Genomic DNA, 14,021 nt, shown 5'->3' on the forward strand with positions numbered 1-14,021 from the left:
AGATGGCGTGGTAGGCGTCGTAGAGCGAAGGCCGGATCAGGTCGTTCATGCCTGCGTCGACGACGACGAAGGTGCGCGTCGCGCCCTCCTTGACGTAAAGGACGCGCGATACCAGCACGCCCGCGTTGCCGACCAGAAGCCGGCCCGGCTCGAACACCAGCCGGCAGCCGAGATCGCCGAAGATCTCCTTCACCAGCCGGCCGTAGTCGGCCGGCGTGGGCGCCGGCGTCGCCGCGCCGTCGTAAGGGATGCCGAGGCCGCCGCCGAGGTCGAGCCGGTCGATGGCGTGGCCGTCGGCGCGCAGCATGACGATCAGGTCGCGGACCCGGACGAAGGCGTCGCGAAAGGGCGCGAGGTCGAGGATCTGCGAGCCGATGTGGACCGCGATCCCCGCCAGCCGCACGCCGGAGAGCGACTTGGCGCGCTGGTAGAGGCGGCGCGCGCCGGTCCATTCGACGCCGAACTTGTTCTCGCTCTTGCCGGTGGTGATCTTCGCGTGCGTGCCCGCGTCCACGTCCGGATTGACGCGGAGCGCGACGACCGCGACGCGCCCCAGCGCGCGCGCCTCGCGCTCGAGCGCCATCAGTTCGGGTTCCGATTCGACGTTGATCTGCATCACGCCCGCGCGCAGCGCCTGGCGCAACTCCGCGCGGCTCTTGCCGACGCCGGAAAAGACGATGCGCGAAGCCGGCACCCCGGCGGCGCGGGCGAGCATCAGCTCGCCGCCCGAAACCACGTCGGCGCCGGCGCCGAGCCGCGCCAATGTCGCGACCACGGCGCGGTTCGCGTTCGCCTTGAGCGCGTAGCAGACGGTGGCGTCGAGGCCGGCGAGCGCCTCGGTGAACACGCGGTAGTGCCGCGCCAGCGTCGCGCTCGAATAGCAATAAAATGGCGTGCCGACCCGGGCGGCCAAGCGCGCAAGCGGTACGTCCTCGGCCCACAATTCGCCGGCGCGGTAGTGGAAATGATCCATGATTTTCTAATACCGAAGGGCAGGCGGCCGGAGCGGATCGACGGCGGGCGGAGTTTCGTCCTCGTCTTCCTTCGACGCGTCCGGGGGACGGTCCTCGGGCGGCAGGCCCATGGAACGCCGGGTCGGGTAAGGCTGATTATAGGTCGAGCCCTCGGGCGCCTTGGGCAGGGATCTCCGCCCGCAGCCCGCGAGCGCGAACGGAACCAGCCCCGCGAAAATAGCCAGCGCCGCGCGGCGAGTCGTTCGTCCGGTCTCGTCGTCCATCGCCGTCATCCCTTCGCCGTCATTTCATCCGCTGGCCGAGGTAGCGCCGCCGCGCCGCGGCCACGGCGCGCGCGACGTTGGCGGGCGCGGTGCCGCCGAAGCTCGTGCGCGAGCGCACCGAGTTGGCGGGGCCAAGCACGCGGTAGACGTCTTGGGTGATCCCCGGCTCGATCGCGCGCATGTCAGCCAAACTCAAGTCCTCGAGCCCGCGCCCGCCCGCCTCGGCCAGTTTCACCAGCCGCCCGACCACATGATGCGCCTTCCTGAACGGCAAGCGCAAGACGCGCACCAGCCAGTCGGCGAGGTCGGTCGCGGTGGCAAAGCCCTGGCCGGCGGCGGCCTTCATCCGCGCGGCGTCGAAGCGCGCCTCGGCGATCATCGCGGTCATGGCGGCGAGGCTGAGTTCCAGGGTTTCGGCGGCGTCGAATACCGGTTCCTTGTCTTCCTGCATGTCCTTGGCGTAGGCGAGCGGCAGACCCTTCATCACCGCGAGCAGGGTTTGCAGCGCGCCGAACACGCGCCCGGCCTTGGCGCGCACCAGTTCGGCCGCGTCCGGGTTGCGCTTCTGCGGCATGATCGAACTGCCGGTGGTGAGCGAGTCGGGCAGCCGGACGAAACCGAACGGCGCGCTCGACCACAGCACGATCTCCTCGGTGAGCCGGGAGAGATGCACGGCGACGAGCGCCGCGACCGCCAGGTATTCGATCGCGAAGTCGCGGTCCGAAACCGCGTCCAGCGAATTGGCCGCCGGACGGTCGAAGCCGAGCGCGCGCGCGGTGGCGGCGCGGTCGATCGGGAACGACGTGCCGGCCAGCGCCGCCGCGCCGAGCGGGCATTCGTTGAGGCGGCGGCGGCAATCGGCGGCGCGCGAGCGGTCGCGCCCGAGCATCTCGACGTAGGCGAGCAGATGGTGGCCGAGCGTCACCGGCTGCGCCGCCTGCAGATGGGTGTAGCCGGGCATCAGATCGGCGGCGTGGCGCCCGGCCTGCCCGATCAGGGCCGCCTGCAACGCGCGCAACTGTCCGTCGAGGGCGTCGAGCGAGTCGCGCACCCACAGGCGGAAGTCGGTCGCCACCTGGTCGTTGCGCGAGCGCGCGGTGTGCAGCCGACCGGCCGCCGCGCCGACGATTTCGGCGAGCCGGGCCTCGACGTTCATATGAATGTCCTCGAATTCGCGGCGGAAAGGGAAGCGTCCGCCGGCGATTTCGGCTTCGATCCGTTGGAGGCCCCGGTCGATGGCGCGGGCGTCGGCCCGCGCGATGATGCCGGCGTCCGCCAGCATGCGGGCGTGCGCGCGCGAGGCGGCGATGTCCTGCCGGTAAAGCTTCCGGTCGACGTCGATGGAGGCGTTGATCCGCTCCATGATCGCCGCCGGCCCTTGCGCGAACCGGCCGCCCCAAATCGCGCTTGCGTCCGCGCCGGTCTTGCGGCTTTTCTTGCCGGACGGCTTTCGCGTTTTTTTCGTCGTCATCCCAAGCCTCCGGCTCGGCCGAAGTGGTATAATAATCCCATGAACATCCGGAACGGAATCGTCGCGGCCGGCGCGGTCGCCGTCGCGGTGCTGGCGGCGGGAACGATTGTCGCCATCGGCCGCCCGGTTGCAAGTCCGCAACCTGTGGCGCAAGGCGGAACTTGCGCGCCGCCCGCCGGCGAATTCGTTAATTTCGCCACCGTCCGGCCGCCCAAACCGCTGGTCGAAACGCCGTTCTTCGACCAGGACGGCCGCGAGCGCCGCTTCGCCGATTGGCGGGGCCGCGGCCTGGTGGTGAACTTCTGGGCCACCTGGTGCGTGCCCTGCGTCAAGGAGATGCCCGATCTCGACCGGCTCAACGCCCGGCTCAAGGGCGAAGGCATCGAGGTCTTGGCGCTTTCCTCCGACCGCGAGGGTGCGCCGGTCGTGGAATCCTTTTACCGCAAGCACGGTCTCAAGACCCTGCCGATCCTGATCGACAAGGGCGGCGCGGTCGGCCGCGCGCTCAAGATCGCCGGGCTGCCCACCACCTTGATCGTCGATCGCGAAGGCCGCGAGGTGGCCCGCGTCGTCGGCCTCGCCGCCTGGGATTCGGGCCCGGTGATCGAGACGGTGCGCCGCTGCGTCGGCGTCGCCGCGAAAACATGAACACCCGGCGGTCATTTCCGGTTTTTATCGCCGCGCTCGCCCTCGCCGCGTGCGCGGCGAAGGACGCGACGCCGACCCGCTGGCAGCAACCGAGCACGGACGAGGCCCGCGCGCTCGCCGACGAGCGCGACTGCCGCCGCCTCGCCCATGCCGAGGTCGAGCGCGGCAGCCGGCGCGAACGGATTTTCGGCGACGATGGCCTGGTTCGACCCGATTCCTATGATGCCATGATGGCCCGTCACGACGCCCGCGTGCGGATCGACAAACTGGTCGTCGAGTGCATGCGCCGCCGGGGTTACGCCCCGGCGACGAAGTAGCAAAAAACGAAACGGCCGGCCCTCCGGGGCCGGCCGCTCGCATCGAAAGCCGAAGCGTCGGGATCAGGCGACGCGCTTTTCCTCGACGCCGGCGGGAGCGCGAACCGTCGCCACCGCCTTTACCGAAACTACCCGCTTGGCGTCGGCGCGCGGGGCGATCGAACGCGCGACGATGCCGGAAATCTCGCTCCGCGAAATACCGATGTCGGCGAGGGTGCGGTCGTCGAGGGCCATCAGTTCGCGATAGGCCCGTTCGGCGCGAATCGCGCTGGCGATGGGTTCGACAAGATAGGTCTTGACCCAGTTCCAGCCCGCGCGGACGACACGGGCGAATTCGCGGGCGCGAATTTCGCGCGCCTTATGCTCGAACCGCCAGACGTCTTCGGGCTTGTAGACCAGCTGGTCGGCATACTGCTCGATCCGGCGGTCGACGAGGGGATTGGTGGACATGGTCGTATCCTTGTTCTCGGGTATTTCGCGGGAGAAGCGCGCTTCATGCCGCTTCGGCGTTCCCGCCTTTCCTGAACTAAAGATAGTCATGGTCGGTGCAGGGATAAGCATAATTATTGCACCGCAGCAATGCACAAAACGCATGAAATAAATTTCAATGATAATTTTATTACGTAAATGCGTTTTCGTATAAGTTATTTAATTATTTGTTTTTATTATATTTTTTATACACGGTATACATCTTTAAATATCAGTTATGCGTTCCATATATGACCATTGTATGGTCGGAGGTATCCCTCTCGCCCTTATTGTTGGCCATAGGAACGGATGAGCGAAACCCGGCCGGTGCGAAGGTTTACGCCGTTTGCTAGGACTTCCGCCATGCGCCGCCCTCGCCGATCAGCCGAATCCCCCTCCGCGCCCGACGCGAAAGAACGCCTCGACCGTTTCAGGCGCGAACTGAAGCGCCGGAAACTGGATGGCTTCGTCGTTCCGCGCGCCGACGAGCACCAGAACGAATACGTGCCCCCCTCGGCCGAGCGCCTCGCCTGGCTCACCGGATTCACCGGTTCGGCCGGCACCGCGGTGGTGCTGCCGACCAAGGCGGCGCTGTTGACCGACGGGCGCTACACGCTGCAGGCGCGCGACCAGGTCGATTCCCGCCTGTGGCGCGTGCGGTCGTCCGCCGACGTCACGCCCGGCGGCTGGTTCGCGGCCGAGGCCGGGCGCAAGGTGCGCGTCGGCTACGATCCCTGGCTGATGACCCAAGCGCAGGTGCGAAACTTGCGCGCCGCGCTCGCGCCGATCGCGGGCGAAGCGGTCGCCTGCGCGGAGAATCCGATCGACGTTCTCTGGCGCGACCGGCCGCCCGCGCCGAGCGCACCCGCGCGGGTCCATCCGCTCCGGTTCGCCGGAACGCCGCACGCCGCCAAGCGCGCGCGCATCGCCGAGGCGTTGCGCCGGGCCGGCGCCGACGCGCTGGTTCTGACGCTCCCCGATTCGATCGCCTGGCTTCTCAACGTGCGCGGCGGCGACGTGCCGCACACGCCCCTGATGCTCGCCTTCGGCCTACTGCACGCCGACCGGAAAATCGACCTGTTCGTGGACGCGCGCAAATTGACGCCCGAGGTGCGCCGTCACCTCGGACGGGGTACCCGTGTGCGCGCGCCCGCCGAATTCGGTCCGGCGCTCGACGCGCTCGCGCGCGCCGGGCGACGGATTCACGTCTGCCCTGAGACCGCGGCCGCCTGGATTTTCGAGCGACTCGCCGCCGCCAAGGGCCGCATCGTGCCCGGTTACGATCCCTGCCAGGACGCCAAGGCGCCGAAGACGCCGGCGGAACTCGCCGGCATCCGCCGGGCGCATCGGCGCGACGGCGCGGCGTTGACGCGTTTTCTCGCCTGGCTCGCGCGCACGGCGCCCAAAGGCGATGTCGACGAAATGCGCGCGGCCCGCATCCTCGATTCATTTCGCGCCGAGGTCGAGGATTTCCAAGGCCCGAGCTTTCCGACCATTTCCGGCGCGGGCGCGAACGGCGCCGTCGTCCATTATCGGGTGTCGGCGCGCACCAACCGGCGCCTGCGGGCAGGCGAGCTCTTTCTGGTCGATTCCGGCGGTCAATATCTCGACGGCACCACCGACGTGACCCGCACCGTCGCCGTCGGGCGGCCCAGCGCGGAGATGCGCGATCGCTTCACCCGCGTGCTCAAGGGCCACATTGCCGTCGCCACGCTGGTTTTTCCCGAGGGCACCGCCGGGCGCCAGATCGACGCCTTCGCCCGCCAAGCGCTGTGGCGCGCCGGACTCGATTACGAGCACGGCACCGGTCACGGCGTCGGCCACTTCCTCGGCGTGCACGAAGGCCCCCAGCGCATCGCCAAGGGCGGCAGCGCGGCCGCGCTTCGGCCCGGCATGGTGGTGTCCAACGAACCCGGTTATTACAAGACCGGCGCCTACGGCATCCGGATCGAGAACCTGGTGGCGGTGCGGCGGATCAGGGCGCCGCGCGGCGCCGAAGTGCCGCTGCTCGGATTCGAAACCCTGACGCTGGCCCCGATCGATCGCGCGCTTATTGATTCCCGGCTGTTGGCCCCCGACGGGATCGCTTGGCTCGACGCCTACCACGCCCGGGTGCGCCGCGCGCTCGCGCCTTTGCTCGACCGCCGGACCCGGACCTGGCTGACCCGGGCCACCCGCCCGTTGCGCGGCGGTTAACGGTTTTCTAACCAGTCTCTGGTCGAATGGCCTGTCGAAAATAATCGAAAACCCCTCGAAAAAGACGCCGCGATGGCCCCCATCTTCGGAAGCAAGGACGAAAAACCGCCGCCGCTGTCGGGGCCGGTCCCGCTCAATTGGGTCCGCAACAAGAACGGCAACTTCTTCAAGTTCGCAACCTTCAACGTCCAGCGCGCCGGGCTCGCGGGCGGCGGCGTCTTCGTGATCTGGCATTCGGGCGCCAAGCCGGGCTGGGTCATGGTCGGCGCCAGCGGCGATCTCGCCAAGTCGATCGGTGCGCTGCTCAACGATCCGGAGGTTCTGCAATACGACGCGCGCGGCGGGTTGTTCCTGACCTGGACCCTGATCCGGCCCGAATATCACGCGGGTGTGATCAAATTCTTGCGCGAATCCATGAAGCCGCTGATCGACCGCGACCCACCCTCGCCCAAGGACGTGGAGGCGATTCCGGTGATGGCGCCCGGCGGCGAAAGCCGCCCGACCGAATAACCGAACGCAAGCAGCGGCGCCGGGGCTTGGCGTTTTGACGCCTTCGCGCCCGACGGCAAGCACCTCGCCGTCGCGCTGCAGGACGGCAGCAACAAGGCGAAGGAATCGCCGCACTTCAATCCGGGCGGGCGGCTTCTCATGTTCAAGGTCGAGAAGACCCAACTAACCAAGGTCGCGGAAGCCAAGCTCGGCCATTGGACGCAGGGCATCGCCTTCAGCGCCGACGGACGCACCGTCGCCACCCAGAACATGGTCGAGAAGGACCTGATGGTGTTCCGCTTCGAGGACGGCAAGCTGACCGACACCGGCCAGCGCATCGCCCTCAAGGGCGGCCCGGCGAGCATCCGCACGGCGAAATAGCTTACGCCGTGCGAGCGGACGCGCCCGCCGATCAACGCCGCGATTGTGTCGACTATGGCGCTCGCTTCGGCTCCGCCGCCGCCTCGGCGAGCAGCCAGGCGCGAAAGGTCGTGATCTTCGGCAGGTCGGCGCGCGCCTGCGGGCAGACGATCCAATAGCCGAAATCGGCGTGAAGCGTAGGCGCGAACGGCCTGACCAGCCGGCCGGCGGCCAAGTCCCAGGCCGCGAGCGCCGTGCGCGCCATGGCGATGCCTTGGCCGTCGGCGGCGGCATCGAGGGCGAGGCTCATGTGATTGAGAATCGGGCCCTCGGGCACGGCATCGGCCACGCCGGCGTGTGCCAGCCAACGGGTCCAGAGCCGGCGGTCGTTGACGTGCAGAAGAGTGTGCCGACGAAGATCGGCGGGCGTGCGTAAGCCACCGCGCCCGCGCATCAGCTTGGGACTGCAAACCGGGAACAACCATTCTTCGGGGAAGAGACGGGTCACGTGCAGACCCGGCCAGTGGCCGTCGCCGTGGCGGACGGCCATGTCGATGTCTTCCTGCGCGAAGTCGACGTGATGCATGGAGGCGCTGACGCGAAGCTCGATGTTCGGGTGGGCCTCGGCGAAACGCCCGAGACGATGGACCAGCCACTTGGCGGCGAAGTCGGGCGAGGTGGTCACGGTCAACGTCCCGGCGTTCTGCCGTCGTTGCAACCGTTCGGTGCCCAATGCGAGACGGTCGAAGGCGTCGCGCACCACCTCGAGATAGGTGCGTCCGGCGTCGGTGATGACGAGGCGCTGGCGCAGGCGCTGGAATAGCCGCACGCGCAGCGTGTCTTCCAGCGCCTTCACCTGATGGCTGACGGCGCCCTGAGTCACGCACAGCTCGGCCGCCGCCTTGGTGAAACTTCCATGACGGGCGGCGGCCTCGAAGGCCTTCAGCGCATTGAGCGGCGGCAGACGACGCGGCATGGCGGGGAGCGCCTCACTGAATGAGAAAAACTAATGATATCCCAAAAAACGATGCTTTGCGCCCGTGCCATAATTTACCCCTAATGGCCTGGAAATACACGGGCGAGATAGCCCGAACCGTTCCTATAAGGTGGAGAAATTCTAATGAATCAAGAAATCCGCGCATGGCCCGCCGTGACAGTGTGGCTCAACCGCCGACGATTAAGGCACGCCCGGCACCGCTTGGCGTTGATTGGCGCCAGCCCGAGCGATCTCAGCGAAATCGGCAATCGGGAGCGCACGGAAGTTTTGCGCGATGCCCGCACCCGCGCCCTGTTGCTGGCGCTCGACGATCGCACGCTCAAGGATATCGGCTTGACGCGGACCGACCTACTGATCCGACCGAATCGCCGATGAGGCCGGCAATGGCGGCGACGATGGCGCTCAGGTCGTAGTCCTTGGGCGTGAAGACGCGCGCGATGCCTTGCCGCTTGAGGATCTCGGCGTCGGCGGGGGGAATGATGCCCCCCGCCACCACCGGGACGTCGGCGGCGCCCTCGGCGCGCAAGCCTTCGAGCACCGCCGCGACCAGGGCCAGGTGCGAGCCCGACAGCACCGAGACGCCGACCGCGTCGGCGCCTTCCTGAAGCGCCGCGCGCACGATCCGTTCCGGCGTCGCGCGGATACCTTCGTAGATCACCTCGAAACCGGCGTCGCGGGCCCGCAACGCCACCTGTTCGGCGCCGTTGGAATGGCCGTCGAGGCCGGGCTTGGCGACCAGCAGCCGGGGCGGTCGGCCGAGACGGGCGCCGAGCGCCAGCACCTTGGCGCGCGCGGATTCCAAACCTTCGCCGTCGCCCACCCGCGCGCCAGCGATGCCGGTCGGCGCGCGGTATTCGCCGAAGGCGCGCCGGAGCGTATCGGCCCATTCGCCGGTGGTGACGCCCGCCCTGGCGCAGGCGATCGAGGATTCCATCACGTTCCGGCCTTCGCGCGCGGCCGCCTCGAGCGCCGCCAGCGCGGACGCGACCGTGGCGCCATCGCGGGCTTTCCGCCAGGCGGCGATCCTTTCGATCTGCTCCGCCTCAGCCGCCGGATCGGGCTTGAGAAAACCCTCGCCGCCCGCGCCGAGGGGCGACGGATCGGCCTCGGTGAAACAATTGACGCCGACCACCTTGCGCGCGCCGGCCTCGATCTCGGCGAGCCGCCTGGCGTTCGATTCGACCAAGCGGCGCTTCATGTAGCCGCTTTCGATGCCGGCAACCGCACCGCCCATCTCCGCAATCGCCGCCAGTTCAGCGCGCGCGGCGGCCTCGATCTCGGCGGTCTTCGCCTCGATGACGGCCGAGCCGTTCAGGATGTCGGGAAATTCGAGCAGATCGGTTTCAAAAGCAACGATCTGCTGCATGCGGATCGACCACTGCTGGTCCCACGGGCGCGGCAGGCCGAGCGCTTCGTTCCACGCCGGCAGTTGCACCGCGCGCGCGCGCGCGTCCTTGGACAGCACCACGCCGAGCATCGACAGCAAAATCCGATAGACGTTGTTTTCCGGCTGCTGTTCGGTGAGGCCGAGCGAGTTGACCTGCACCCCATAACGGAAACGGCGCAGCTTGGCGTCCGCGATTCCGTAGCGTTCGCGCGCGAGTTCGTCCCAAAGCCTTGCGAAGGCGCGCATCTTGCACACTTCCGTGACGAAGCGGGTCCCGGCGTTGACGAAAAAGCTGATGCGGCCGAACAGCGCCGGAAATTCGACCGCCGCGACCTGGCCCGATTCCTTGACCGCGTCGAGGACCGCGACGGCGTTGGCGAGCGCGAAAGCGATTTCCTCGGCCGGCGTCGCGCCGGCTTCCTGCAGATGGTAGGAGCAGATGTTGACCGGATTCCATTTCGGCATCTCGCGGGCACAAAAGGCAATCGTGTCGGCGGTCAATTTGAGGCTCGGCTTGGGCGGGAAGATGTAGGTCCCGCGCGCGAGGTATTCCTTGAGGATGTCGTTCTGGGTGGTGCCGGCGAGCTGGGCGCGCGAGGCACCCCGCTTTTCGGCGAGCGCGACGTAGAGCGCGAGCAGCCACGCGGCGGGGGCGTTGATGGTCATCGAGGTGTTCATGCGCGCGAGCGGAATGCCGTCGAGCAGCGCCTCCAGATCGCCCAAGTGCGCGACCGGAACGCCGACCTTGCCGACCTCGCCGCGACTTAATGGATGATCGGGGTCGAGTCCGGTTTGGGTCGGCAGGTCGAAGGCGATCGAAAGCCCGGTCTGGCCGCGCGCGAGATTGGCGCGGAACAATTCGTTCGAGCGCTTAGCCGAGCTGTGGCCGGAATAGGTGCGGATCACCCACGGCGCGTCGGCCTTCGGATCGGCCCGGGGATTCGGCGCCGAAGGACTGGCGGCGTTTTTCGGGGGTTCGCTCATGACACGATTTGCATTCGGGAATGCTCGGGATTCGCCCGCAATTCCATCGCCTTGGCCGCCCGTCGCCGGACACCGGGACACGCTAGCAAATTGTGCATTGCAATAAAACAGAAAACCTCCTAACTCTTTCAAGGGATGGGATTAAGGCCGCCCGGACGGCGGAGCGTTCGTACTTTTTCGCAGGCGCGAACCGACGAGGAGTTGCCATGAGCCAGTCCACCCTTTCCGCACCCGCCCAGCAAACCGTCGTTCCCCTCAATCCCGATCGCGCGATCAAGGATCTCTACGAGGTCGGCGAAATTCCGCCCTTGGGCCACGTGCCGAAGCGCATGTACGCCTGGTGCATCCGGCGCGAGCGCCACGGCGCGCCCGACACGGCGATGAAGATCGAGGTGGTCGACACGCCCCAACTCGACAGCCACGACGTGCTGGTGATGGTGATGGCGGCGGGCGTCAACTACAACGGCATCTGGGCCGCGCTCGGCAAGCCGGTGACGCCCTTCGACATCCACAAGGCGCCCTATCACGTCGCCGGATCGGATGCCGCCGGCATCGTCTGGGCGGTCGGCTCCAAGGTCCGGCGCTGGAAGGTCGGCGACGAAGTGGTGGTGCATTGCAATCAGGACGACGGCGACGACGAGGAGTGCAACGGCGGCGATCCCATGTTCTCGCCATCGCAGCGGATCTGGGGCTACGAAACGCCGGACGGATCGTTCGCCCAGTTCTGCCGCGTCCAGGACCGCCAGTTGATGCGCCGGCCGATGCATCTCACCTGGGAGGAAAGCGGCTGCTACACGCTGACGCTGGCGACCGCCTACCGCATGCTGTTCGGGCATCATCCGCACATCCTGCGTCCCGGCCACAACGTGCTGGTGTGGGGCGCGGCCGGCGGTTTGGGCTCGATGGCGGTGCAGATCATCGCCGCCGCCGGCGGCAACGCCATCGGCGTCATTTCCGACGACGGCAAGCGCGATTTCGTGCTGCAGCTCGGCGCCAAGGGCGCCATCAACCGCAATCAGTTCAAGTGCTGGGGCCAATTGCCCGACGTCGATGACCCGGCGGCGTACGCCGAGTACATGAAGGAATGCCGCAAGTTCGGCAAGGCGATCTGGGACATCACCGGCAAGGGCAAGGACGTCGATTTCGTGTTCGAGCACCCGGGCGAGGCGACGTTCCCGGTCTCCTGCTTCGTGGTCAAGCGCGGCGGCATGGTCGTGTTCTGCGCCGGCACCACCGGCTACAACCTGACCTTCGACGCGCGCTTCGTGTGGATGCGCCAGAAGCGCGTGCAGGGCAGCCACTTCGCCAACCTGAAGCAGGCGAGCGAAGCCAACCAGATGGTGATCGCGCGCCAGATCGATCCGTGCATGTCGGAAGTGTTTTCGTGGGACGACATCCCGCTCGCGCACATGAAGATGATGCGCAACGAGCACAAGCCCGGCAACATGGCGGTGCTGGTGCAGGCGAAGCATCCGGGCCGGCGCACCCTCGAGGACTGCCTCGAAGGCTGAGATGGATCGGGGGGGCGCGCCCAAGGATCTGCTTGCGCTCGCCGCCGAGGCGCTTCGGGCGGCGAACGGATTGCTCGCCGCCGCCAAGACCGCGGTCGGCGCGCGGGTTGCCACCGACGGCAAGCTTGATTCCGCCAAGCTCGAAAAGGACCAGTTCGCCGCCCACGGGCTCGCCTGGTTCGCCACCTACGTCGCGGCGCTCGAACAAATGCTCGCCTGGGCGCGGCGGCTGGACGACACCAAGCAATTCGGCGAACTGGAACGCCTGATCCTCGCCGCGGCGTTCGGCGAATACCTGGCGCAGATGCACGGCGGCATCGCCCTTTCCCAGGGCGAAACCGTCCGGCCGCAGGACTTGGGGCTGGGCGAGAGCGACGCGCGCGCCTTCGCCGCGCCCGCGGTCGAAACCCTGATCCGCGCCGGCAACACCGCCGAGACGCGCGGGCGCATCGCCGAGCTGATCGCCGACGGCCATCACTTCGGCGCGCTCGCGCTCGGCGACGAAACCCTGGAACTGACGCGCGAACAGTTTCGCCGTTTCGTCGCCGACCGGGTGCAGCCGCACGCCCACGGCTGGCACCTCGCCGACCAATTGATCCCCGACGATCTGATCGCCGAGATGGCCGACCTCGGCGTGTTCGGCCTGACGGTGCCGGAAGAATGGGGCGGGCTCGGCCTCGGCAAGACCGCCATGTGCGTGGTGACCGAAGAACTCGCGCGCGGCTACATCGGCGTCGGCTCGCTCGGCACCCGTTCCGAGATCGCGGCCGAGCTAATCCGGCTTGGCGGCACGCCCGAGCAGAAGCAGAAATACCTGCCGCGCATCGCGTCCGGCGAAATCCTGCCGACCGCCGTCTTCACAGAACCCAACACCGGCTCCGACCTCGCCAGTTTGCGCACCCGCGCCGCGCGCGACGGCGACGGCTGGCGCGTAACCGGGGCCAAGACCTGGATCACCCACGCCGCGCGCTCGGACCTGATGACGCTGCTGGTCCGCACCAACCCGGAGGATCCCGGCTATGGCGGGCTCTCCATGTTCCTCGCCGAAAAGCTGCGCGGCACCGACGACAATCCCTTTCCCGCCGAAGGCATGAAGGGCGGCGAGATTCCCGTCCTCGGCTATCGCGGCATGAAGGAATACGAGATCGGTTTCGACGGGTTTTATGTCGCGGGCGAGGCACTCCTCGGCGGCGTCGAGGGCCAGGGCTTCAAGCAGTTGATGGCGACGTTCGAATCGGCGCGCATCCAGACCGCCGCGCGCGCGGTCGGGGTCGCCCAGAACGCGCTCGAACTCGGCCTCGCCTACGCCCACGAGCGCAAGCAGTTCGGGAAGAGCATAGCCGCGTTCCCGCGCGTTTCCGGCAAGCTCGCGTGGATGGCGGTGGAAACCATGATCGCGCGCCAGTTGACCTGGTTTGCCGCGCGCGAAAAGGACCAGGACCGCCGCTGCGACATCGAGGCGGGGATGGCGAAGCTGCTCGCCGCCCGCGTCGCCTGGGCGAACGCCGACAACGCGCTTCAGATCCACGGCGGCAACGGCTACGCGCTCGAATACCCGATCAGCCGGGTGCTGTGCGACGCGCGCATCCTCAATATTTTCGAGGGCGCGGCCGAGATTCAGGCCCACGTGGTCGCGCGCGGACTGCTGGCGCGGCGGAACTGACGCTAGGAATGCAAGAATAGATGCTGCGGTACAAATTTATCAGAGAAAAAGTTCTGCGCTTTTAAACTAATGGAGCTGCTTCAACTCTACTTCAAGCCTGTCCAAATCGTCCTTCAATATCTGCCAAATAGAAGCCCATTCACGTGATACAGGCTCGCTTGGTTGATGACCTGAGCCCCGGAACTTCCTCCGGATTGAGGTAGAGTCCGTCTCCTTGGAGGGAGACGGACAATGAAGCGTTCGAGGTTCACGGAAGAGCAGATCATCGGCATCCTGCGCGAGCAGGAGGCTGG

The 14,021-nt window shown here is 67.3% G+C and carries 14 protein-coding genes; 8 read left to right on the forward strand and 6 right to left on the reverse strand.

Annotated features, from left to right (window positions below; genetic code table 11):
* From lysA to argH, 3 genes are all read right to left on the reverse strand, one after another.
* On the reverse strand, window positions 1-973 hold a 973-nt coding region (lysA, locus tag FJ311_13625; GenBank protein ID MBM3952476.1), incomplete at its 3' end, for a diaminopimelate decarboxylase.
* Window positions 974-979: 6 nt separating this feature from the next.
* Window positions 980-1,237, reverse strand: a complete 258-nt coding sequence (locus FJ311_13630; protein ID MBM3952477.1) for a hypothetical protein — start codon at window positions 1,235-1,237, stop codon at window positions 980-982.
* Window positions 1,238-1,256: 19 nt separating this feature from the next.
* Complete coding sequence (argH, locus tag FJ311_13635; protein ID MBM3952478.1) at window positions 1,257-2,708, reverse strand: argininosuccinate lyase; 1,452 nt, start codon at window positions 2,706-2,708, stop codon at window positions 1,257-1,259.
* A gap of 39 nt (window positions 2,709-2,747) precedes the next feature.
* Here argH and FJ311_13640 point away from each other — a divergent pair, with 39 nt between their 5' ends.
* Window positions 2,748-3,356 (forward strand): TlpA family protein disulfide reductase, encoded by a 609-nt coding sequence (locus FJ311_13640; GenBank protein ID MBM3952479.1) that lies wholly within the window; start codon window positions 2,748-2,750, stop codon window positions 3,354-3,356.
* Window positions 3,353-3,673: a hypothetical protein gene (locus FJ311_13645; protein ID MBM3952480.1), complete on the forward strand. Its 321-nt coding sequence runs from the start codon at window positions 3,353-3,355 to the stop codon at window positions 3,671-3,673. The genes FJ311_13640 and FJ311_13645 overlap by 4 nt, the downstream gene beginning before the upstream one ends.
* Before the next feature lie 63 nt (window positions 3,674-3,736).
* Here the strand turns inward: FJ311_13645 and FJ311_13650 are convergent, their stop codons facing one another.
* The gene (locus tag FJ311_13650) at window positions 3,737-4,123 is read right to left on the reverse strand and encodes a DUF1127 domain-containing protein (GenBank protein ID MBM3952481.1); all 387 of its coding nucleotides are present in this window, start codon (window positions 4,121-4,123) and stop codon (window positions 3,737-3,739) included.
* A gap of 381 nt (window positions 4,124-4,504) precedes the next feature.
* Here FJ311_13650 and FJ311_13655 point away from each other — a divergent pair, with 381 nt between their 5' ends.
* The 3 genes from FJ311_13655 (at window position 4,505) to FJ311_13665 (ending at window position 7,207) form a co-directional block, all read left to right on the forward strand.
* The gene (locus FJ311_13655; protein ID MBM3952482.1) at window positions 4,505-6,337 is read left to right on the forward strand and encodes an aminopeptidase P family protein; all 1,833 of its coding nucleotides are present in this window, start codon (window positions 4,505-4,507) and stop codon (window positions 6,335-6,337) included.
* Between the two features lie 72 nt (window positions 6,338-6,409).
* Entirely contained in the window at window positions 6,410-6,847 is a 438-nt protein-coding gene (locus tag FJ311_13660; GenBank protein MBM3952483.1) for a hypothetical protein, read from the forward strand.
* A gap of 138 nt (window positions 6,848-6,985) precedes the next feature.
* Entirely contained in the window at window positions 6,986-7,207 is a 222-nt protein-coding gene (locus FJ311_13665; GenBank protein MBM3952484.1) for a hypothetical protein, read from the forward strand.
* Window positions 7,208-7,259: 52 nt separating this feature from the next.
* Here FJ311_13665 and FJ311_13670 read toward each other — a convergent pair whose 3' ends face one another.
* Complete coding sequence (locus tag FJ311_13670; GenBank protein MBM3952485.1) at window positions 7,260-8,162, reverse strand: transcriptional regulator GcvA; 903 nt, start codon at window positions 8,160-8,162, stop codon at window positions 7,260-7,262.
* Between the two features lie 144 nt (window positions 8,163-8,306).
* On the opposite strand from FJ311_13670, the gene FJ311_13675 reads away from it, so the two are divergent.
* Window positions 8,307-8,558, forward strand: a complete 252-nt coding sequence (locus FJ311_13675) for a DUF1127 domain-containing protein (protein ID MBM3952486.1) — start codon at window positions 8,307-8,309, stop codon at window positions 8,556-8,558.
* Here FJ311_13675 and FJ311_13680 read toward each other — a convergent pair.
* Complete coding sequence (locus FJ311_13680) at window positions 8,503-10,554, reverse strand: protein meaA (protein ID MBM3952487.1); 2,052 nt, start codon at window positions 10,552-10,554, stop codon at window positions 8,503-8,505. The two genes, FJ311_13675 and FJ311_13680, sit on opposite strands and share 56 nt — an antisense overlap.
* Before the next feature lie 206 nt (window positions 10,555-10,760).
* Between FJ311_13680 and ccrA the strand changes: the two genes are divergently transcribed.
* Both ccrA and FJ311_13690 read left to right on the forward strand, forming a co-directional pair.
* Window positions 10,761-12,065: a crotonyl-CoA carboxylase/reductase gene (gene ccrA / locus FJ311_13685; protein MBM3952488.1), complete on the forward strand. Its 1,305-nt coding sequence runs from the start codon at window positions 10,761-10,763 to the stop codon at window positions 12,063-12,065.
* A 1-nt stretch (window position 12,066) separates the two neighbouring features.
* Complete coding sequence (locus tag FJ311_13690) at window positions 12,067-13,728, forward strand: acyl-CoA dehydrogenase (protein MBM3952489.1); 1,662 nt, start codon at window positions 12,067-12,069, stop codon at window positions 13,726-13,728.
* Window positions 13,729-14,021 lie beyond the last annotated feature (293 nt).

It is taken from the genome of Rhodospirillales bacterium (assembly GCA_016872535.1).
Taxonomy (GTDB): Bacteria; Pseudomonadota; Alphaproteobacteria; order Rhodospirillales; family 2-12-FULL-67-15; genus 2-12-FULL-67-15.